Below are 21,513 nucleotides of genomic sequence, written 5' to 3'. Positions count from 1 at the left end.
TTTAAAAGTGAGAAGGAGTTACGGCATGGATTCTATGATTAAAGAAGTACATAAAAAAGAAAGTCTTTTGGCCTTGCAGAAATTAATTGCTATACCATCTGTGAATACATCAAATGGTACGACAAATCCACCTTTTGGCCAAGGAATTGCAGATAGTTTAGAAGAAGTTTTGGCAATTTGTAAGAGTTTAGGAATGTCAACATATAGTGATCCTAAAGGTTTTTATGGTTATGCTGATTATGGTCAAGGAGAAGAATTGGTTGGAATCCTATGTCATTTAGATGTGGTTCCTGAAGGGGACCTATCCTTATGGAAAACCAATCCTTTTAATGGTGTAGTGAAGGATGGTATTATCTATGGTCGTGGAAGTCAAGATGATAAGGGCCCTACAATTGCTGCGCTCTATGCATTTAAAGCAGTGGTTGATGCAGATTTGACTTTTAATAAACGGATTCGTTTTATATTTGGTACAGATGAAGAGACTCTTTGGCGTTGTATGGATCAGTATAACTTGAACGAAGAAGCGCCTACAATGGGCTTTGTTCCTGATGGTGTCTTTCCTTTAACTTTCGCAGAAAAAGGGTTGCTGCAGGCTAAGTTAATAGGACCTGGAAGTAAGGAGCTTGTTTTACATTGTGGTGAAGCATCAAATGTTGTTCCGGGAAAAGCAAGCTATATCGGTCAAGATGCAAACGAAATTGCCGAAACGTTAAAAAAATTAGGCACAGATTATTTACTAGTTAATCAAACGGTTACTGTAAATGGAAAAGCTGTTCATGCAAGCACAGCCCAACTTGGGATTAATGCTATAAATAAATTAGCACAAGGTTTAGCCGCTCATTACACTCACCCAGCAGTGAATTTTCTAGCAGAAAAAGTTGCAGATGAAACAAATGGCTTTAGTATCTTTGGAGAAGTTAAAGATGCGTTAACTGGAGAACTAACCTTTAATGTAGGTAGTATTCACATAGATGAAGCAAGTTCTGAAATTGTTTTAGATTTACGAATTCCTGTTAAGTACACAATAGAAGATATGGCTTCACTATTAGAGAAAACAGCCAATGAATATAAATTGATTTATGAAGAATATGACGCTGTTCCATCATTGTATATTCCTAAAGAAAGCCCGCTCGTTCAAACGTTAATGGCTATCTATCGTGATAAAACAGGCGACGTAACTGAACCAACTACTAGTGGCGGAGCAACCTATGCTCGAAAAATGACCAATATGGTAGCTTTTGGTGCTCACTTCCCTTATACAAAAAGTCTAGCTCATCAAGAGAATGAAGGGATGAAATTAGAAGAGTTGTATTTGGCGATGGACATTTATGCAGAAACAATTGCTCAATTGTGTTGTGAAGATTTCTAAAGATAATTAACAAAAAAAAATATCATAAAAAAACAGGACTAGTTTTATACTAATCCTGTTTTTTACTTAAAATGCTTATTAATTTTCTTTTTCCAACGCTTCAAATGCATCAGCAGTAACTTTTTTTAATGTAGATGCAGATAAATTCATTTTATCAATTTCAGAATCATTTAGCGGAATCTCGATAACACGTTGGATCCCTTGTCTGTTAATGATCGCTGGAGCACCAATGTATAAATCTTTTTGTCCATATTCGCCGTCCAAGTAAACTGAAAGAGGCAAGACAGCATTTTCATCATTGAAGATGGCTTTTGTAATCCGAGCAAGTGATACAGCAATACCGTAGAAGGTCGCACCCTTTTTCTGAATAATATTATATGCAGAATCTCTTACACTAAAGAAAACATCGACAAGTGCTTGTTCATCAGTATTTGGATTATCTTTGATCCACTCAGTAACGCTAAGTCCAGCAATATTTGCATGAGACCATACAGGGAACTCAGTATCTCCGTGTTCACCTAAAATATAGCTATGAACGTTACGTGTATCAACACCAGTTAGTTCAGCGATAGCCTGACGGAAACGAGCTGTATCTAATGAAGTACCTGATCCAATTACGCGATTCTTAGGAAGTCCAGAAAATTTCCAAGTTGCATAAGTTAAGATGTCTACAGGATTTGTTGCTACTAAAAAGATACCATCAAAGCCACTATCCATTACTTGGCCAACTAAACTTTTGAAAATTTTTAGATTTTTTTGTACTAAGTCTAATCGAGTTTCACCTGGTTTTTGAGCTGCGCCGGCTGTAATTACAACGATATCTGCGTCATGGCAGTCGCTATAAGTTGCTGAATAGATTTTTTTAGGAGAAGTAAAAGCTAAAGCATCTGATAAATCAATAGCGTCTCCTTCGGTTTTGTCTTTATCAATATCGATGATTCCTAATTCTTGAGCAATATTTTGAGTCACTAGAGCAAAAGCATAACTAGAACCAACTGCTCCATCTCCGATTAAAATTACTTTTTGGTGATCTTTTACTTCTTGTTTAGTCATGATACAACAAACTCCTTTATGAATAAGATTCTTAATAAAGATAGTGTAACACTTAACAAACTTTTTGTAAATCGAAATTCCAAAAATAAATACAAACTGACAACGATTGATTTGTAGGCTTTTTTTGTCAAAGTAACTATGTGAAAAAAAAAATATATTTCCCTTTCAAGCAAATTCAATTGTCAAATTGTACTAGATAACGCGTTCGGCCGAATCAAGTAACGATGTAAGCGAAAGTCATTTATATACTTTCGCTTACATCATACAACTAAAATGCAGGATTTCAAAATGAAAAGTGATGAAGAGATGATAATTTGAAAATAAAAAGATTAAAACCGTTAAGAAATGTTCTTTTTAAACTAATGGGTAGTAAAAGAAATAGGAGAATAACAACGACTGACTGATTAGTATGTAGTAGAAAGATAAAATGAAAAAGTTTGAACGGAGAGCCTGGATGTCTTTTAAGAGGCGATTTGGAAGAGTATAGGCATAAAGATTAAAGAAAAACTCATTGAACTGTGTTATACTATATAAAATTGTTACTGGACGAATTTTTTCGTGCGGCACTTTTTTGCGTAAAAATGCTTAATATTCGTTGAACAGTTAAAAAGAAATGTGAAATAATCAACTGGAGTGTACTAAATAATGAAAATGATTGTTGGCTTGGGAAATCCTGGCGCAAAATATAAAAATACAAAACACAATATTGGGTTTATTGCAGTGGATGAATTTGCGATTCAGCATAACATGGAGTTTAGTAAAACGAAATTTGAATCACTGTATGCAGAAGCATTTGTTGGAACAGAAAAAGTTCTTTTAGTAAAACCGCAAACATTTATGAATGATTCGGGAAGAGCTGTTCGGCAGTTAATGGATTATTTTAATGTGGAGATAAAGGACTTAGTCGTCATTTACGACGACTTAGATTTGCCTGTTGGAAAATTACGCTTACGTCAAAAAGGCAGTGCAGGTGGACACAATGGGATTAAGAGTATTATTCAACACATAGATACATCAGACTTCAACCGTATTCGAATTGGAATCGATCGTCCAATGGGGAAACAAACCGTTATACAGCATGTGTTAAGTGGTTTTCCTAAGAATCAACACGAAGAACTGTTGATTACCATTAAAGATAGTGTAGCAGCATTAGAGTATTGGATAGAAGGACATCCATATTTAGAGGTTATGAATCAATTTAATAAGAAAAAGAACGCATAAACAATTAGTAAAATGTAAAATTAAAAAAAGCAATGAAGCCCAGAAAATTCTGAGCTTCTTTTGTTCATTTTAATGATCAGTTTGTAAATGGAAAAATAGATTGGAAGGAGCTCTTACAGTGGGAGACATAAAAAAAATACTAGCTGATGCGCCTGATGTCAAAGCTTTGCTAGATCAACTAGAGCAACATCAATCACAATTGATAACAGGATTATCTGGTTCAGCAAGAACGTTAGTCCTGAGTACGTTAGTAGCAGAAAAGAAAAAGCCATTTATTATTGTGACGCATAATTTATTTCATGCCAATCAGTTGATGGAAGATTTTGCAGATTGGGTACCTGAAGACCGACTACACCTTTTTCCGGTTGATGAAATGATCTATGCGGAAATGTCTGTAGCTTCACCTGAGGCAAGAGCTGAACGAGTAGCAACATTAGATTTTTTGTTATCTGAAAAATTTGGTGTTGTGATCGTACCTCTTGCGGGTGTGCGTAAATTATTGCCGCCAAAAGAAATATGGCAGGCCGCTCAATTTACGATCAAACAAGGAGGCGAATTGGACTTAACTCATTTATCTCAAAGATTAGTAGACATGGGTTATAATCGCCAACAATTAGTGAACAGTCCAGGTGAATTTAGTATTCGCGGTGGAATTGTCGATATTTATTCTCTAACCGAAGAATTTCCGATTCGGATCGATTTGTTTGATACTGAAGTTGATTCGTTGCGTTATTTTGATGCTGCTACACAACGTTCCATTCAAACAATTGAAAAAGCAACTATTCTTCCCGCAACAGATACCGTTTATACAAGAGAACAATTAAAGGCTGCAGCGCCTATATTTAGTAAAGCTGTCGAAAGAAATCTAGGATTAATACAAGATGCTTCCGAAAAACAAACGTTTATCAAGCAAATGACACCTATTTCAGATGCTTTCCAAAAAGGTGAACCAATTGATGAATTAACGATGTTTACAGATTTTATTTACCCTGAAAAAAATAGTGTATTGGATTATATGAGTAAAAAAGGAATAGTTGTGATGGATGAGTATCCTAGAATAATGGATACTGATCGTCGTTTAAGTGAAGAAGAAGCGGAATGGGTAACCAGTAAACTAAGTGAGCGACGTATTCTGCAAAATCAAGTCTTTTCAAATAATTTTCGTGATCAATTAAAAGCATTAAACACGAGTATCTTATACTTTGCAGTTTTTCAAAAAGGAATGGGAAATACTCGGTTTAATCACATTCATGCTTTTCAATATCGGAATATGCAGCAATTTTTTGGTCAAATGCCGTTACTTAAAACAGAGATGGATCGTTGGATAAAACAAAAAAATACGATTATCATCATGGTACCAAACGCTGATCGAGCTAAAAAAGTACATCAAACGTTCAAAGATTTTGAAATTACGAGTAAAATAGTCAAGCCTGCTAGGATTGAACTTGAAAAAGTGCAAATCGTTGAAGGGTATGTTCAGTCAGGTTTTGAGATGCCAACTGATAAACTGGTAGTCATTACCGAACGAGAGCTATTCAATAAAGTCACTAAGAAAACTGCTAGACGCCAAACATTATCAAATGCAGAACGCTTAAAAAGTTACAGCGAACTGAATCCTGGGGATTACGTTGTCCATGTTAATCACGGAATCGGAAAATATACGGGAATGGAAACTCTTGAAATTGATGGCATTCATCAAGATTATATGTCAATCATTTATAAAGATGATGCGAAATTATTTATTCCTGTAACTCAACTTAATTTATTGCAAAAATATGTTTCTTCCGAAGCGAAAACGCCAAGAGTCAATAAATTAGGCGGAACAGAGTGGGCTAAAACAAAGAAAAAAGTGGCGACTAAAATAGAAGACATAGCGGATGAGCTCATTGAGCTATACGCTGCCAGGGAACAAGAAGTAGGGTATGCATTTTCTCCAGATGATGCTTATCAAGAGGAATTCGAGAATGCTTTTCCATATACAGAAACAGATGATCAATTGCGTAGTACTGCTGAAATCAAACATGATATGGAACAGAAAAAACCGATGGATCGTTTACTTGTTGGTGATGTTGGATATGGTAAAACAGAAGTAGCAATGCGGGCAATTTTTAAAGCTGTCCAAGAAGGAAAACAAGCAGCTTTTTTAGTTCCAACAACTATTTTAGCGCAGCAGCATTATGAAACGATGTTGCAACGCTTTGCTGATTTTCCAATTGAGATTGGTTTATTGAGTCGTTTCCGAACCAAAAAACAGCAGAATGAAACCATCGCAGGTCTAAAAAAAGGACAAGTTGATATTGTGGTCGGAACACACCGTATTTTATCAAAAGATATTGAATTTCAAGATATCGGTTTACTGATAGTAGATGAGGAACAACGCTTTGGTGTGAAGCATAAAGAGAAACTAAAACAATTAAAAGCGCAAGTGGATGTCCTAACCTTGACTGCAACGCCTATTCCACGAACACTCCACATGTCGATGCTAGGTGTAAGAGACTTATCTGTTATCGAAACCCCACCAGCAAATCGTTATCCGGTTCAGACATACGTAATGGAACAAAATCTAGGAGCAATACGTGAAGCTGTGGAACGAGAAATGGCACGCGGCGGACAAGTTTTTTATTTATATAATCGAGTAGCCACGATTGAGAAAAAAGTAGATGAACTACAACAGCTGATTCCAGACGCGAGAATTGGATATGCCCATGGGCAAATGACAGAAGGACAACTTGAGAACACGTTGCTGCAATTTATTGAAGGGGAATACGACATGTTAGTCACCACTACGATCATTGAGACTGGTGTCGATATGCCCAATGTAAATACGTTGTTTGTAGAGAATGCAGATCATATGGGATTATCACAATTGTATCAACTACGTGGTCGTGTAGGTAGAAGTAACCGTGTTGCGTATGCCTACTTCTTGTATCAACCAAATAAAGTATTAAATGAAGTCAGTGAAAAAAGATTACAAGCGATTAAAGATTTTACTGAACTAGGCTCAGGATTTAAGATCGCCATGCGTGACTTATCGATTCGTGGTGCTGGAAATCTATTAGGAGCACAGCAACATGGGTTTATAGATTCAGTTGGATTTGATTTGTATTCTGAGATGTTAAGTGAAGCAGTAGCCCGTAAACGAGGAATAGACGCGAAAGAAGAAAAAACACAAGTTGAAATTGATTTAGGAATAAACGCTTATCTACCAGGTACGTATATAGAAGATGAACGTCAAAAAATTGAAATTTACAAGCGAATCCGAGAATTGAAATCACACGAACAATATGTAGAACTACAGGATGATTTAATTGATCGTTTTGGGGAGTATGCAGATGAAGTAGCAGACTTGTTAACAATTGGATTAATCAAAATGTATGGCGAACGTGCACTGATAGAAACAATCAAACGAACAGGCGATGAAGTTGAGTTAACATTTTCTGTTGTAGGAACTCAGTCGTTGCCGGCAGAAGAAGTATTTAGATCGTTAAGTGAAGTGCCTTTAAGAGCAAATGTGGCTGTCAAGAAAGACCGTTTAATGGTTACGCTACAATTGAAAAAAGAACCAACCTATCAATGGTTGGGATACATTGAAAAGTTTGCTCAAAATATTGTTAACTATCGTTCAAAAGAGACTGACTAGTCTTTGGTCATAAAAAAAGAAGCACAAATTGCTGATTTAGGTCATATAAGCGAGGGCAGAAAATTGGAAAATCAACAAATGAAAAAAATGATGAATGGGGCGATCATTCTATCGGCAGCGGCCTTTATTGCCAAAATATTAAGTGCCGTTTACCGTGTTCCTTTTCAAAATATGGTTGGGAATTCAGGGTTTTATGTATATCAACAAATCTATCCGATATATGGCATTGCAATGACTATAGCTTTAAGTGGATTTCCGATTTTCTTATCCAAGTTAGTCGCTGAAACATCTACGGAGAATGAGCGAAAAAGTCTCTTGAAAAAATCGTTTATTTTATTAAGCATTCTTTCGGGATTCTTTTTCTTAGGTATTTATTTTTCGGCGGAGCTGATTGCGAATTGGATGGGCGATGCTAATTTAGAACCAATTATTCAAACCGTTTCGTGGTTGTTTTTGCTAATCCCGTTTTTAGCGGTCAGTCGTGGTTATTTCCAAGGAACCTTTCGTATGCTGCCAACAGCTGTCTCTCAAGTGGGAGAACAATTTGTACGGGTGGCTGTGATCTTGGTCGCCGCTTATGTGTATACGCGCAGTCAATGGGACGAGTACCAAATGGGGACCATTGCTATGAGTAGTTCTTGGGTAGCGGGTCTAGTTGCTTGCATTATTTTAGGTGTAGCCCTGTTTAAGCAACGGTCTTTTACGTCAGAGCGAAATACAGAAGTAAGTCCGATTCCTGAAACAGTTAACTACGCGACTATTGCAAAACGATTTGCTACAGAAGGTGTCACCATGTGTTTACTGAGTGCATTACTCATTCTTATGCAGCTGATCGATTCGTTTACACTTTATAATGGATTAGTAGAAAATGGATTGAATCCTTTTGAGGCGAAAAACTTAAAAGGAATCTATGACCGTGGTCAACCACTTGTCCAATTAGGGATGGTAGTCGCTACCGCTTTTTCTGCAAGTTTGATTCCTTTACTGAGTCAATCATTTGCCCAACAGAATAGAAAAACGTTTATTCGCACCGGAAAATCGTTAATGCGGATAACGGCGACCTTTGCGATGGCAGCTACTACCGGTATTATTGTATTGATGCCGTATTTAAATTTAGTGTTGTTTGGCGATACAGATGGAAGTCTAGTGTTGAGCGTATACAGCGTATCCATTTTTTTAACATCATTAATTGGAGCTTACAATGCTATTTTTCAAAGTCAAAATAAACATCAAGTGGCTTTAATCGGCTTGCTGATTGGATTAGGCATAAAAATAGTATTGAACGAGTGGCTCGTTGAACAATTTGGAACACTTGGCTCAAGTGGAGCAACTATAATCGGTTTATTGGTTATCTTAATCATTATGTGGTGGGATTTACCTAAAGAAATAAAGGAAAGTTTAACGGAAAAAAGTTTTGGATGGAAATTGCTGTTCAGTTGTGGTGTAATGGCTATTATAGTATGGTTCGAGATGAAATGGTTTGGAAATAGTGCCTTAATAGAAGAGAATCGATTAGCCGCTTTTGGTTACACAGTACTAGGTGGCGTTACAGGTATTGGGGTCTTTTTATGGCTAATGATAAAATGTAACGTGTTAACGATTCGTGAATGGTTGTCTCTTCCGTTTGGTAAAAAAATGTTAAGAAAGTAGGCAGAACTGAATGGGGAAAATTAAAGTGGTTGGGCTTGGTCCGGGAGACATTGAACAACTTCCTTTTGGAGTGTATCAATTGTTGAAGAAAGAACAGCCGTTGTATTTACGAACTAAGTTACATCCAGTTGTGAAAGATTTAGAGCAAGACGGGCTGATTTTTCAATCATTTGATGCAATTTATGAAGGGAACAATCAATTCGAAGATGTTTATAAGACGATTGTCAAAGAATTGCTACTAGCAGCTCAAAAAGAAGATATTATTTATGCTGTTCCAGGACATCCAATGGTAGCTGAAAAATCCGTTCAATTGTTATTGGAAAATAAATCCGGTATTTCGATTGAGATCAAAGGCGGGAAGAGTTTTTTAGACGATCTTTTTCAAGCAGTAAAAATTGATCCAGTGGAAGGATTTCAATTGGTTGATGCATTAAGTTTAAATCAAGACCAATTGGAAGTCAGTCAGCACATTATTGTCATGCAAGTTTTCAATGAGTATATTGCAAGTGAGGTAAAATTAACTTTAATGGAGAAATACCCTGATGAACATTCAGTAGCTTTAGTTCATGAAGCAGGGGGCAAGAATGAAAAAATAGAATGGTTGCCCTTATTTGAACTGGATCGCATGGAAGGTGTCCATAATTTAACATCGTTATACGTTCCTCCATTAGAAGTAGATGAACGAACAAAATCATTTCAGACCGTCCAGCATTATATGGATGCTATTACAGGAGAAAACGGCGATGCTTGGATAAAAGAACAAAACCATGAGACTTTAGTTGCTTATATGGAAGAAGAAGTACTGGAATTTAAAGCAGCAGTCGAAAATAAGGATATTGATAATATGGTAGAAGAGTTAGGCGATGTCTTAATGCAAGTGCTCTACCATACAAATTTTGGTGAGCAGACAGGATACTTTTCATTTGAAGAAGTGATTGAGACCTTGAATAAGAAGCTTCGGCGACGTCACCCTCATGTTTTTGATGGCGTTAAAGCAGAAACACCAGAAGAAGTCGACGCAATTTGGCAAAAAATAAAAGCAGAAGAAAAGAGGAATAAGGAATGAGATTAGATAAATTTTTGAAAGTATCTCGAATTATTAAACGTCGTACGATTGCAAAAGAAGTAGCAGATAAAGGCCGTATTCAAATTAATGGTATACCGGCTAAATCTTCTTCAGATGTAAAAGTAGGTGATGAATTAACGATCGCATTTGGAAATAAAACGTTAGTCGTTAAGATTGATAAAATCGTTGAGACAACTAAAAAGGATGAATCAAAAGAAATGTTTAGCATTCTTAGCGAAACATATAGGGAAGAACCAACTAACTAAATCTACAAAAATGGTTTAACCAACTTCCTTTTTAGAGGTATAGCTAAAAAATAGTTAGTGTATTTTAGCTGATAGATAGACAAAGTAACTGCTTTCTTGCTATAATCATTTCATAAAGTGAGAATAGAAGGTGAATCGTTTTTATGAAGAAAGAAAACCAAACGAATGTAGCTAAATTAACTAATGAATACACACATAACAAAACACTTCAAGCACTTCGAGAACGCAAACTCAAACGTCACATGCGCAGAAGAATCGCTGGTATTCTTGCTATTAGCTGTTTCTTTGTTTCAGGATTTGCCATCAACATATGGACAAATACTCAAACAATCTCTCAAATGGAGCAAGAAAAAAAAGAAGCTCAAAACGAACTAAAGCTAGTTGAAAAAAAACAAGAAAATTTAAATAATCAAATTAAAAAGTTAGAAGATGAAGATTATGTTGCTAAAGTAGCCCGTAGTCAGTATTATTTATCTGAAGAGAATGAAATTATTTTTAGTTTACCTGAAGACAATGCAGCTAATGAAATTGAAAAAACACCTAATTCTGAAGAATAACCAAATTAATAAATGGGAATCGTTTAGTAGAGTAATTTTAGGTTTAATAAATTAAATAATCGTTTTATGTCACAAGATAACATGGTATAATAACCGTACAAGTTTTAAGGAGGAAGCAATTTTATATGTCGATTGAAGTTGGAGAAAAAGTTACAGGTACTGTTTCAGGAATTACGAATTTTGGTGCGTTCATCGATTTAGGTGATAGAAAAACAGGGTTAGTTCACATTAGTGAAGTTTCAGATAGCTTTATCAAGGATATCAAAGACGTGTTAAAAGTAGGAGAACAAGTTACTGTTAAAGTAATGTCTATTGGAGATGACGGTAAAATTGGACTTTCTATTAGACGTGCTGTAGATAAACCGGTTGAAACAACTGCTCCATCTCGCGAAAGAACCAGCAGCAGTAGCAGCAGTTACCAAGGGCGTCGTGAAAGCAGCAGTCCAAGTCGCAGTAGTACTGGTTACCAAAAAACAGACCGAGGATCAAGAAATGCTGGTCCGAAGAAAGAAGATTTTGATTCATTGATGAGTTCATTCTTAAAAGACAGTGATGATCGCTTAACTTCTCTTAAACGTAACACAGAAGGCAAACGCGGTGGACGTGGCGGGCGCCGTAACTAAAAAATAACGATGAAGGATAAGGAAACTTATCCTTTTTTATGTTGTACTCAAGAGAGTTGAGTCTATCTAGTAATCACCAGAATGACCAGATTGAACGTAAAGGAGCAGTTAAAATGGATATATATTTTGATTTTTTAGAACGCTGTCAAAACAATCTCTATTGGAAATCAACGGATCGTTTGCTGCTAGCTGTATCTGGTGGCGTCGATTCTATGGTATTAGTAGATTTGATTCAGCGATTACCGCATTCCATCAGACCTTGGTTTGGAGTTGTCCACGTAAACCACCAATTAAGACAAGCTTCTATAGAAGAAGAAAAATTTCTTTCTCATTACTGTACGACTAATAAAATACCATTTTTTTTTAAAAGATGGCCTGAAGTGGAACATCCTATTGAAGGAGTAGAGGTAGCAGCTAGGGAGTTTAGATATGCTTTTTTTCATGAAGTGTTGAAAGAACAAAAAGCTACACATCTACTTACTGGGCATCATGGGGATGATCAAATGGAAACTATTTTAATGAGGTTAGTTCGTGGTGGTCAATTAGGAAGTATTGCAGGAATAAAAAAGAACAGAACCTTTTACGGGAAACAACTGACTCGGCCATTGCTAGAGTATAGTAAAAAAACACTCTATCAATATAGTCAAGAACGGTCAGTGTCTTTTTATGAAGATGAGTCAAATAACAGCTTGGAGTATACAAGAAATCGTTACAGACACCAAATCATTCCATTGCTAAAAAAGGAAAACACACAAGTATTAACTCATTTTGCGAATTTTTCATCTGATCTGCAAGACGTAATCACAATAGCTGAAAAGGAAATTGAAAAGCAAACAGCGAATGTCTGCCTTCAAAAGGGACGCTATTGTTGGGAATTGAATCTACCCTTGTTTTTAACCTTTGAACCTGCAATGAAACGTCAAGTAATGCAGATTTTATTTAACAAAATATTTCATAAAGAAGTTAGTGAAATTGGCAGAAAGCATCAAGTGCAAATAATTGAATTAATCGAAAAAGATAAGCCAAATAGTCAATTAAACTTACCTGGAAGTTGGGTCGGTCAAAAAATGTATCATAAGTTTTACTTTTTTAAAGAAGATGAACAAGAAGTTACTACTAAAAAAATACAAGATAGTTATTCGTTGAATCTAGGAGAGTGGCTCTCTCTACCCAATGGAGCAAAGATAGGACTATTTGAAGCTACAAAAAAATCGATAGATGTAGGTCATGCACAAAAAGTTGTCTGGTTAAATCCAGAAAGTATTCAGCTGCCATTACAGATTAGGAATCGAAAGCCAGGAGACCGTATGACGTTAAAAGGATTAGAGACAGGGAGCAAAAAAATTAAGGATTTGTTTATTGATCAAAAAATCCCGCGAAATAAACGAGAAGAAGCCGTTTTAGTAACAGATAGCAACGAAGAAATTATTTGGTTAGTAGAATATAAGGAATCAAGATTGTCTATTGAGCCAGAAACTGATAAAATACATTACATACTCATTTATGAAAGTAAATAAGAGTAGACGTGATGAAAAGGAGAACTTAAATAATGAAAAATGATATTGAACGCGTGCTTTTTTCACAGGATGAATTAGCTGAAAAGACAAGAGAACTAGGTAAGCAATTGACAGAAGACTACCAAGATAAGAACCCACTAGTAGTCGGCATCCTAAAGGGAGCTATGCCTTTTTTATCTGATCTTGTAAAAGAAATGGATATTTATTTAGAAATGGATTTTATGGATGTTTCAAGTTACGGGAATGGAACAGTTTCATCAGGTGAAGTGAAAATAGTGAAGGACTTAAATACAACTGTTGAGGGCCGTGATTTGTTGTTAGTAGAAGACATTATTGATAGCGGACGTACACTAAACTACCTGATAGATATGTTTAAATACCGTAAAGCTCGATCAGTAAGAATCGTCACATTATTAGATAAACCAGAAGGTCGCGTTGTAGATATTAAAGCGGATTATGTTGGATTCTTAGTTCCCAATGAATTTGTGGTTGGTTATGGATTGGATTATGCCGAAAGATATCGGAACTTACCATATATCGGAGTTTTAAAACCTGAAATTTACGAAGAGAAATAAATGGTCAATGTTGGTCAAATATGTTACAATTAATAAAATTAAGAATCATTTACAATAAAATACAGAATTGAACTTAAAAAGTTTGTTTGTAGAAGGAGGGCACAATGAAAAAAGGACTCTTTAAAAATGGGTTCTTCTATGCGATCGTTTTCTTAGTCATAATAGGAATTGTAACTTGGGCAACCGGTGGAAACTCAGGACAGAATAGTACAACCCTTTCAGCTAGCGAATTCGTTACGCAATTAGAAGAGAATAAAATAAAATCATTTACGATTCAGCCTAACGCTGGAGTGTACCAAATTACTGGTGAGTATCGAGAAGAACAACCTGCAGAGGAAAGTTCTAGTCAGGGTGTTGATATTTTTGGAACAACAGAAACAGCAAATACAACATTTACAACAGCTATTCTGCAAAATGACTCCTCTGTACAAGAGATTACAGCAATAGCAGATGAAAAAAATATTGAATATACACCGCAACAAGAAGAAACAACCGGTATATGGGTTACGTTACTGATTTCAGTATTACCTTTAGTTATTTTTGTTTTCTTTATATATATGATGATGGGACAAAGTGGTCAAGGTGGAGGCGGTCAAGGTGGACGTGGCGTGATGAACTTCGGTAAATCAAAAGCTAAAGAAGCAGACAGCAAAGCTAGTAAAGTTCGTTTCTCTGATGTAGCAGGAGCAGACGAAGAAAAAGAAGAGCTTGTAGAAGTAGTAGAGTTCTTGAAAGATCCTAGACGTTTTGCCGCTTTAGGAGCTCGCATTCCAGCAGGTGTCTTGTTAGAAGGACCTCCAGGAACGGGTAAAACGTTACTTGCGAAAGCTGTTGCCGGAGAAGCAGGAGTACCATTCTTCTCAATCTCAGGTTCAGAATTCGTTGAAATGTTTGTTGGGGTAGGGGCAAGTCGTGTACGTGATTTGTTTGAAAATGCTAAAAAAGCAGCGCCAGCAATTATCTTTATTGATGAGATCGATGCAGTTGGTCGTCAACGTGGAGCAGGAATGGGTGGCGGACATGACGAACGTGAGCAAACATTAAATCAATTGCTAGTTGAAATGGATGGTTTTGCAGGAAATGAAGGAGTTATCGTCATTGCTGCTACAAACCGTTCCGACGTCTTAGATCCAGCGTTATTACGTCCAGGTCGTTTTGACCGCCAAATTTTAGTGGGTCGTCCTGATGTTAAGGGTCGTGAAGCTATCTTGAAAGTACATGCTAAAAACAAACCTTTAGCGCCTGATGTTGACTTAGCAGTTGTAGCAAGACAAACTCCAGGATTCTCTGGAGCAGATTTAGAAAACTTGTTAAATGAGTCAGCTCTAGTGGCAGCTCGCCGGAATAAAAAAGAAATTGATGCACTTGATCTTGATGAAGCACAAGACCGCGTTATTGCTGGTCCAGCTAAAAAAGATCGTGTCATTAGCAAAACAGAACGTGCAATGGTTGCTTATCATGAATCTGGACATACAATTGTCGGAATGGTTCTAAATGATGCACGTGTCGTTCATAAAGTTACGATTGTACCTCGTGGGAAAGCTGGCGGATACGCAATCATGCTTCCTAAAGAAGATCGCTTCTTAATGACTAAAAAAGAAATGTTTGAACAAATTGTTGGTTTGTTAGGTGGACGTGTAGCTGAAGAGATGGTATTTAATTCTCAATCATCTGGAGCAAGCAATGACTTCCAACAAGCAACTCAGTTAGCTCGTAGTATGGTTACCGAATATGGTATGAGTGAAAAATTAGGTCCTGTTCAATACGAAGGAAATCATCAAGTATTTGTAGGACGCGATTATGGTCAAACTAAAGCTTATTCTGAACAAATTGCTTATGAAATTGATCAAGAAGTTCGTCGTATTATTGTTGAAGCTCATACTGAAGCTCGTAGAATCTTGGAACAATACAAAGCAGAGCACAAATTAATTGCTGAAAAACTTCTTGAGATTGAAACATTAGATGAACGTACGATTAAGAGTTTGTTTGAAACAGGCGAAATGCCTCCAGCTACTAATGGTTCGAAAGAAGAATTTCCACATGAAGCAGAAGGTGCTTCTTTCGAAGAGGTAAAAAAAGCTCGTGAAGCTAAAGAAGCTGCTCGTTTGAAAAAAGAGCAAGAAGAAGAAGCTGAAGCTAAAAAGGCAATCGAAAATGGAGATATCGTTGATGAAGTTAAAAAAGAACTAGGCACAGACGATGATCTTGATTTTGATAAAGATTCAGAAGATAAATCAGAAGATGATTCTTCAAAACGTTCGTAATCTAACAAACGAAAATTAAAAGAGGGATGCGACCATGTTGCGTCCCTCTTTTGTACTGGATTTTCACTTATTAAAAAATAAAAGGGGATTAAAAGAATGTCAGATTATTTATTGAAAAGTATATGTTTTGATGGGCAAGTACGTGTGTATACAATTGATGCAACTGAAACAGTGAGAGAAGCACAACAAAGACATGATACATGGAGCGCATCATCAGCAGCATTAGGTCGTACAATGATCGGAGCATTATTGTTGGGCGCTACTTTAAAAGGAAATGAGAAAATCACGGTTAAAGTTGAAGGTGATGGTCCAGCTGGACATATTATAGTAGACAGTAACGGAAAAGGTGAAGTAAAAGGATATATTGCTAATCCGAAAGTAAGTTTGGAATTGAATGATGCAGGGAAAATTGACGTCCGTGGAGCAGTTGGTACTCAAGGTACATTGACTGTAACGAAAGATCTTGGAATGAAGGATACATTTGCAGGTCAAGTTCCTCTTGTTAGTGGAGAATTAGGAGAAGATTTCACTTATTACATGGCGAATTCTGAACAAACACCTTCAGCATTTGGATTAAGTGTTCTTGTAGACACTGATGAATCGATAAAAACAGCTGGCGGTTTCATGATTCAAGTTATGCCAGGTGCAACTGAGGAAACCATTGTTAAACTAGAAGAAAGTATTGCATCCATTCCTATGGTATCTCATTTAATGGATAGTGGAGAAAAGCCTGAAGAGATTCTGGAACGTTTAGTAGGCAAAGGCAATGCTAAAATTTTAGAAAAATCTCCTGTAGCATTCAAGTGTGATTGTTCAAAAGATCGTTTCGCTAGAGCAATCATTGCTTTAGGTGGAAAAGAGATTGATGATATGATCACTGAGGATCAAGGTGCAGAAGCTAGTTGTCATTTCTGTGGCAAACATTATCAATATACTGTTGAAGAATTAGAAGAATTAAAAGAAAGTTCAAAAAATTAATACAATTAGGCCTCAGACGGTAAAGAACGATTTACTGTCTAGGTTTTTTTTATGCACATTTAACAAATAAACCATTGTGCTTGATATTGTAAGCGATAAACTTTAAACTAAAAAGATAAAGAACTTAATTTTAGGAGGTAACATTATATGGTAAAAGTAGTTCATTCTGTAACGGATTTAATAGGAGAAACCCCTATTATTCGTTTAACAAAAGTCGTTCCTGCAGATGCAGCGGAGGTTTACGTAAAACTCGAATCATTTAACGTTGGTGGGAGTGTGAAAGATCGTATTGCGTTAAATATGATCGAAGTAGCGGAACAAGAAGGTGAATTAAAACCGGGCACTACAATTATAGAGCCGACAAGTGGAAATACTGGAGTTGGTTTAGCAATGATCGCAGCTGCAAAAGGCTACAAAGCTATTTTTGTTATGCCTGATACAATGAGTATAGAACGTAGAAAGTTATTGAAAGCATACGGTGCAGAACTTATTCTAACGCCAGGAGCGGATGGAATAACTGGATCAATTAACAAAGCGAAAGAGCTTGCAGAATCAAAAGCTTATTTTATGCCTATGCAATTTGAAAATATTGCTAATCCTGCCGTACATGCTGCTACTACTGGTCCAGAGATTTTAGAAGCTTTTGGTGGAGTGGCACCAGATGCATTTGTTTCAGCAGTTGGTACTGGGGGAACATTAACTGGTGTTGGTCAAGTATTAAAAAAAGCAAATCCTACTGTTAAAATCTATGCTTTAGAGCCGACAGAATCGCCTGTTCTAAGTGGTGGAGCTAAAGGACCACATAAAATACAGGGTATCGGTACAGGGTTTGTGCCTAACGTGTTAGATACGGTTATCTATGACGAAGTGTTACAAGTTTCAAGTGATGAAGCCTTTGAAATGACACGTCGTTTAGCTGCTGAAGAAGGTTTATTGGTTGGTATTTCTTCAGGAGCTGCTATTAAAGGGGCGATTGATGTGGCAATAAAATTAGGGCAAGGTAAAAAAGTCATTACTGTGGCACCAGACAATGGAGAACGTTACCTGTCAACGGCAGTTTTTCCATACGTAGATTAATGAAATCAAGTAAAGGGTTGAGTCGCTAAAGTCTCAACCCTTTTTTTCTTCTTTAATTAGGTTATGAAATATGTTAATAGACCACTTATAAAATTTTTATAGGAAATCTAAATGTCAAAATTAAAAGAACGTGAACTGAAAAACACTTAATTTAGTTGTTAAATTAGAAAGTGAAATAAAAAAAGTTGGGAAAATGCATGAGAACATTTGTAATTTCCTTGCTTTTTTTTCGTTATGTTGGCATTATTAAGAGTGATGATTTGAGTACGAACGAATTTATAACAGAAATGGAGCGGAAATAATGAGCCACGAAGAAATAAACCATGAAGAATTAAATGATCAATTGATTGTCCGCCGTGAAAAGCTTGATACCTTACGTGAGCGTAAGGTGGATCCTTTTGGTGGACGTTTCGAAAGAACGCACCTATCTAATGAATTACATGAAGCGTATGATGAATTTACTAAAGAAGAAATAGCTGAAAAAGAAGATACGGCAACTGTTGCAGGTCGAATTATGACGAAACGCGGTAAAGGTAAAGTTGGGTTTGCTCACTTACAAGATCGTAAAGGACAAATTCAAATTTATGTTCGTAAAGATACTGTTGGCGAAGAAGATTATGAGACGTTTAAAAATGCAGATTTAGGAGACTTTATTGGGGTTACTGGAACAATTATGAAAACTGATACGGGTGAAGTGACCATCAAGCCAACTTCTATCACTCAACTTTCAAAAGCTTTACGTCCTTTGCCAGATAAATATCATGGGTTGACAAATGTTGAGCAACGTTATCGCCAACGTTACTTGGACTTGATTAGCAATCGTGAAAGTTTTGACCGTTTTACAAAACGCAGCCAAATCATTCGCGAAGTTCGTAACTATTTGAATGAACAAGATTACTTAGAAGTAGAAACTCCAACGCTTCACAATTTAGCCGGTGGAGCTGCTGCGCGTCCATTCATTACACACCACAATGCTTTAGATATGGAACTTTATTTGCGTATAGCTCTTGAACTGCATTTGAAACGATTAATCGTTGGTGGAATGGAAAAGGTTTATGAAATTGGTCGAGTGTTCCGTAATGAAGGAGTTGACACAACTCATAATCCAGAGTTTACAATGTTAGAAGCTTATACTGCTTATACTGACTTTGAAGATGTAATGGACTTAGTTGAGGGATTGATTCGAACCGTAGCACAACGTGTATTAGGTACAGGGCAAATTACGTACAATGGACAAGCGATTGATTTAGAGTCTTCTTGGAAAAGGCAACATATGGTTGATGCGATAAAAGAACATTCAGGCGTAGATTTTTGGCAACACATGACAGATGAAGAAGCTCGTGTATTAGCTAAAGAACATGATGTTCCTGTAACTGAACATAGTCAGTTTGGTCATGTGGTAAATGAATTTTTTGAAAAATTTGTAGAGGATAAATTGATTCAACCGACATTTATCTACGGACATCCTTTAGAAATTTCACCATTAGCTAAGAAAAACACAGAAGATCCTCGATTTACGGATCGTTTTGAAGCTTTTATCGTAGGACATGAATATGGAAATGCCTTTAGTGAATTAAATGATCCGATAGATCAAAGAGAACGTTTTGAAGCACAAATGAAAGAACGTGCATTAGGAAATGATGAAGCCCATATGATTGATGAAGATTTCTTAGAATCTTTAGAGTATGGTATGCCTCCAACAGGTGGATTAGGAATTGGAATCGACCGTTTAGTGATGTTATTAACAGATGCTCAATCTATTCGAGATGTACTATTATTTCCAACAATGCGTAATCAATAAAAAAAAGCAATCTCTTTAAAGAGATTGCTTTTTTTTACTTTAGATATAAAGTAGTTTAAAATAAAGGAGCAATAGATTATGTTACATAAATTTGCATCACTACAGTAACTCAAAAAAACAAGGAGGTATCTAATGAAAGAGAAAACAAAATTTATGAATTATCTGGGTGGCACTAATATTCTCTTTACCCTGCTGATTCTTATCATGTTAGGGATAATCATCTATATTTATAACGCTATTTCTTTTATTTTTGAACCGTTAAAAGTTATCTTTTCTACTTTAGTAGCTCCACTGATCTTAGCGTTCATTTTTTATTATCTACTAAATCCTGTTGTTGACTGGATGGAAAGACATAAAATAAAGCGAATTTGGGGAGTAATCATTTTATTTTTTTCCATTATTGGTATTTTAGCTGGTTTGGTAGCATTAGCATTTCCTCCAATACAAGAGCAAGTAACAAGTTTGGTTAGTAATTTTCCTTCCTATGTAGATTCAATGGGAAGAACTATCCTAAGCTGGGTAGCGAATACACCATTAGAAAGTGCGGCAAGTGATTTTATAGAATGGCTGGATGGTTGGGTAAGTAATCTACCAAGTGTCGTTGTCAGTTATTTTGATACAGCGGTAAGTGGATTAACAAGTATTTTCTCTACGGTTTCAAACGTAGTAGTCGTAATCGTAACATTTCCAATCATCGTCTTTTTTCTATTGAAAGATGATGAAAAGTTTTTTAACTATGTGCTTAATATTATTCCACCAAAATTTAGAAAAGATACAAAAAATATCTTTGCAACAATCAATGAGCAAGTAGGGTCGTATATTAAAGGACAATTAATGATCTCGCTTTCCCTTGGGATCATGATGTTTATTGGTTTTACGATCATTGGTTTAGAATACTCAGGGATATTGGCTATAGTAGTAACCTTTACAAGTATTGTTCCATATATAGGTGCAACGCTTGCAATGATACCAGCTATAATCGTAGCATTTACTATTTCATGGTTTATGGTTCTTAAATTGATCATCGTCTGGGTAGTCGTGCAGTTCGTAGACGGAAACGTAATTGAGCCAAATATTATGGGTAAGAACTTAAACGTCCATCCATTGACGATAATCATTGTCTTACTTGTTTTAGGAGATTTACTTGGTTTTGTTGGTTTAATTTTAGGAGTACCGATTTATGCTATTTCAAGAGTGTTGGCAACATTCGTATTCCGGAAATTTAAACGACGCTATAACAAGTATTATGGCGATGAAGCAGGTAATTATGAAAATACAGAATTTACTCCAGATAAATATCAAGAAAAAAAATAATTGTAAAATTTCTAAGAAAGTTAATAAAATCAGAAATAAGAGATTTATATATCAAAAAAGATCCTTTAACTCTATTAAGTAATAGGGAAAAGGATCTTTTTTGATAGGTGGCTATATAAAGGTTTTAAAATAACTTTTGTAATAAGTACATTTTAAGCAAAAAAGGATAAATATGTAAAAAAATGAAAAATCATTCAAATTGAACATTATTAAAAAATGCAGTATATTCATTCGTTGTTTGATGAAAAATAACGCTTGCGGATAAAGGTAGTGATTTTGAAAGTTCGCTTCTAAAAATTCTTTTTAAATTTTAGTCGAAAGATATTGACGATACTCTGAATCCCTGTTATATTAATACATGTCGCTGAGACAGGTTGAAACAAACCGACACAGCGGAAAAGAAAATTAAAAAAGTTGTTGACAGATGATTCGCTAGATGCTATTATTAATGAGTTGTCACAAACGAAACAACACGCTTTAGACCTTTGAAAACTAAACAAAGTAAGACGAACCAAATGTGAGGGTGACTTAGCAGTGCTAAG

The 21,513-nt window shown here is 36.0% G+C and carries 16 protein-coding genes; 15 read left to right on the top strand and 1 reads right to left on the bottom strand.

What is annotated here, in order from left to right; genetic code table 11:
- Positions 1-25: 25 nt before the first annotated feature.
- On the top strand, positions 26-1,369 hold the full coding sequence (locus tag ACKI3H_RS09610) for a M20 family metallopeptidase (RefSeq protein ID WP_407372029.1): 1,344 nt from the start codon (positions 26-28) through the stop codon (positions 1,367-1,369).
- Between the two features lie 78 nt (positions 1,370-1,447).
- Here the strand turns inward: ACKI3H_RS09610 and ACKI3H_RS09605 are convergent, their stop codons facing one another.
- Entirely contained in the window at positions 1,448-2,422 is a 975-nt protein-coding gene (locus ACKI3H_RS09605; RefSeq protein ID WP_407372028.1) for an L-lactate dehydrogenase, read from the bottom strand.
- 645 nt (positions 2,423-3,067) lie between these two features.
- On the opposite strand from ACKI3H_RS09605, the gene pth reads away from it, so the two are divergent.
- The 14 genes from pth (at position 3,068) to ACKI3H_RS09535 (ending at position 20,971) form a co-directional block, all read left to right on the top strand.
- The gene (gene pth / locus ACKI3H_RS09600) at positions 3,068-3,643 is read left to right on the top strand and encodes an aminoacyl-tRNA hydrolase (RefSeq protein ID WP_407372027.1); all 576 of its coding nucleotides are present in this window, start codon (positions 3,068-3,070) and stop codon (positions 3,641-3,643) included.
- 118 nt (positions 3,644-3,761) lie between these two features.
- Positions 3,762-7,283 (top strand): transcription-repair coupling factor, encoded by a 3,522-nt coding sequence (gene mfd, locus ACKI3H_RS09595; protein ID WP_407372026.1) that lies wholly within the window; start codon positions 3,762-3,764, stop codon positions 7,281-7,283.
- A gap of 3 nt (positions 7,284-7,286) precedes the next feature.
- Positions 7,287-8,933: an oligosaccharide flippase family protein gene (locus ACKI3H_RS09590; protein ID WP_407372025.1), complete on the top strand. Its 1,647-nt coding sequence runs from the start codon at positions 7,287-7,289 to the stop codon at positions 8,931-8,933.
- 10 nt (positions 8,934-8,943) lie between these two features.
- Entirely contained in the window at positions 8,944-9,999 is a 1,056-nt protein-coding gene (locus ACKI3H_RS09585) for a MazG nucleotide pyrophosphohydrolase domain-containing protein (RefSeq protein WP_407372024.1), read from the top strand.
- Positions 9,996-10,265, top strand: a complete 270-nt coding sequence (locus tag ACKI3H_RS09580) for an RNA-binding S4 domain-containing protein (RefSeq protein ID WP_407372023.1) — start codon at positions 9,996-9,998, stop codon at positions 10,263-10,265. The genes ACKI3H_RS09585 and ACKI3H_RS09580 overlap by 4 nt, the downstream gene beginning before the upstream one ends.
- A 143-nt stretch (positions 10,266-10,408) precedes the next feature.
- Positions 10,409-10,822 carry an FtsB family cell division protein gene (locus ACKI3H_RS09575; RefSeq protein ID WP_407372022.1) on the top strand — a complete coding sequence of 138 codons (414 nt, stop codon included), beginning with the start codon at positions 10,409-10,411 and terminating at the stop codon, positions 10,820-10,822.
- Positions 10,823-10,947: 125 nt separating this feature from the next.
- Positions 10,948-11,445 (top strand): S1 domain-containing RNA-binding protein, encoded by a 498-nt coding sequence (locus tag ACKI3H_RS09570; protein WP_035021167.1) that lies wholly within the window; start codon positions 10,948-10,950, stop codon positions 11,443-11,445.
- A 113-nt stretch (positions 11,446-11,558) separates the two neighbouring features.
- A complete protein-coding gene (gene tilS, locus ACKI3H_RS09565) occupies positions 11,559-12,962 on the top strand; it encodes a tRNA lysidine(34) synthetase TilS (RefSeq protein WP_407372021.1) in 1,404 nt (467 codons plus the stop codon).
- Positions 12,963-12,991: 29 nt separating this feature from the next.
- A complete protein-coding gene (gene hpt, locus ACKI3H_RS09560; RefSeq protein WP_407372174.1) occupies positions 12,992-13,537 on the top strand; it encodes a hypoxanthine phosphoribosyltransferase in 546 nt (181 codons plus the stop codon).
- Positions 13,538-13,641: 104 nt separating this feature from the next.
- Positions 13,642-15,801, top strand: coding sequence for an ATP-dependent zinc metalloprotease FtsH (ftsH, locus tag ACKI3H_RS09555; protein ID WP_407372020.1), 2,160 nt, complete (start codon positions 13,642-13,644; stop codon positions 15,799-15,801).
- A gap of 96 nt (positions 15,802-15,897) precedes the next feature.
- Positions 15,898-16,779, top strand: coding sequence for an Hsp33 family molecular chaperone HslO (gene hslO, locus ACKI3H_RS09550; RefSeq protein WP_407372019.1), 882 nt, complete (start codon positions 15,898-15,900; stop codon positions 16,777-16,779).
- Positions 16,780-16,926: 147 nt separating this feature from the next.
- Positions 16,927-17,856: a cysteine synthase A gene (cysK, locus tag ACKI3H_RS09545; protein WP_407372018.1), complete on the top strand. Its 930-nt coding sequence runs from the start codon at positions 16,927-16,929 to the stop codon at positions 17,854-17,856.
- 301 nt (positions 17,857-18,157) lie between these two features.
- Positions 18,158-19,657, top strand: coding sequence for a lysine--tRNA ligase (gene lysS, locus ACKI3H_RS09540; protein WP_407372017.1), 1,500 nt, complete (start codon positions 18,158-18,160; stop codon positions 19,655-19,657).
- A 132-nt stretch (positions 19,658-19,789) separates the two neighbouring features.
- Complete coding sequence (locus ACKI3H_RS09535) at positions 19,790-20,971, top strand: AI-2E family transporter (protein ID WP_407372016.1); 1,182 nt, start codon at positions 19,790-19,792, stop codon at positions 20,969-20,971.
- Positions 20,972-21,513 lie beyond the last annotated feature (542 nt).

The organism is Carnobacterium sp. (assembly GCF_045617425.1).
Taxonomy (GTDB): domain Bacteria; phylum Bacillota; class Bacilli; order Lactobacillales; family Carnobacteriaceae; genus Carnobacterium_B.
This window is presented reverse-complemented; position numbering and strand designations above follow the sequence as displayed.

Coding starts and splice junctions, on each gene's coding strand:
- ACKI3H_RS09610 (WP_407372029.1), top strand. CDS start 26: ATGGATTCTATGATTAAAGAAGTACATAAAAAAGAAAGTCTTTTGGCC.
- ACKI3H_RS09605 (WP_407372028.1), bottom strand. CDS start 2,422: ATGACTAAACAAGAAGTAAAAGATCACCAAAAAGTAATTTTAATCGGA.
- pth (WP_407372027.1), top strand. CDS start 3,068: ATGAAAATGATTGTTGGCTTGGGAAATCCTGGCGCAAAATATAAAAAT.
- ACKI3H_RS09585 (WP_407372024.1), top strand. CDS start 8,944: ATGGGGAAAATTAAAGTGGTTGGGCTTGGTCCGGGAGACATTGAACAA.
- ACKI3H_RS09580 (WP_407372023.1), top strand. CDS start 9,996: ATGAGATTAGATAAATTTTTGAAAGTATCTCGAATTATTAAACGTCGT.
- ACKI3H_RS09575 (WP_407372022.1), top strand. CDS start 10,409: ATGAAGAAAGAAAACCAAACGAATGTAGCTAAATTAACTAATGAATAC.
- ACKI3H_RS09570 (WP_035021167.1), top strand. CDS start 10,948: ATGTCGATTGAAGTTGGAGAAAAAGTTACAGGTACTGTTTCAGGAATT.
- tilS (WP_407372021.1), top strand. CDS start 11,559: ATGGATATATATTTTGATTTTTTAGAACGCTGTCAAAACAATCTCTAT.
- ftsH (WP_407372020.1), top strand. CDS start 13,642: ATGAAAAAAGGACTCTTTAAAAATGGGTTCTTCTATGCGATCGTTTTC.
- hslO (WP_407372019.1), top strand. CDS start 15,898: ATGTCAGATTATTTATTGAAAAGTATATGTTTTGATGGGCAAGTACGT.
- cysK (WP_407372018.1), top strand. CDS start 16,927: ATGGTAAAAGTAGTTCATTCTGTAACGGATTTAATAGGAGAAACCCCT.
- lysS (WP_407372017.1), top strand. CDS start 18,158: ATGAGCCACGAAGAAATAAACCATGAAGAATTAAATGATCAATTGATT.
- ACKI3H_RS09535 (WP_407372016.1), top strand. CDS start 19,790: ATGAAAGAGAAAACAAAATTTATGAATTATCTGGGTGGCACTAATATT.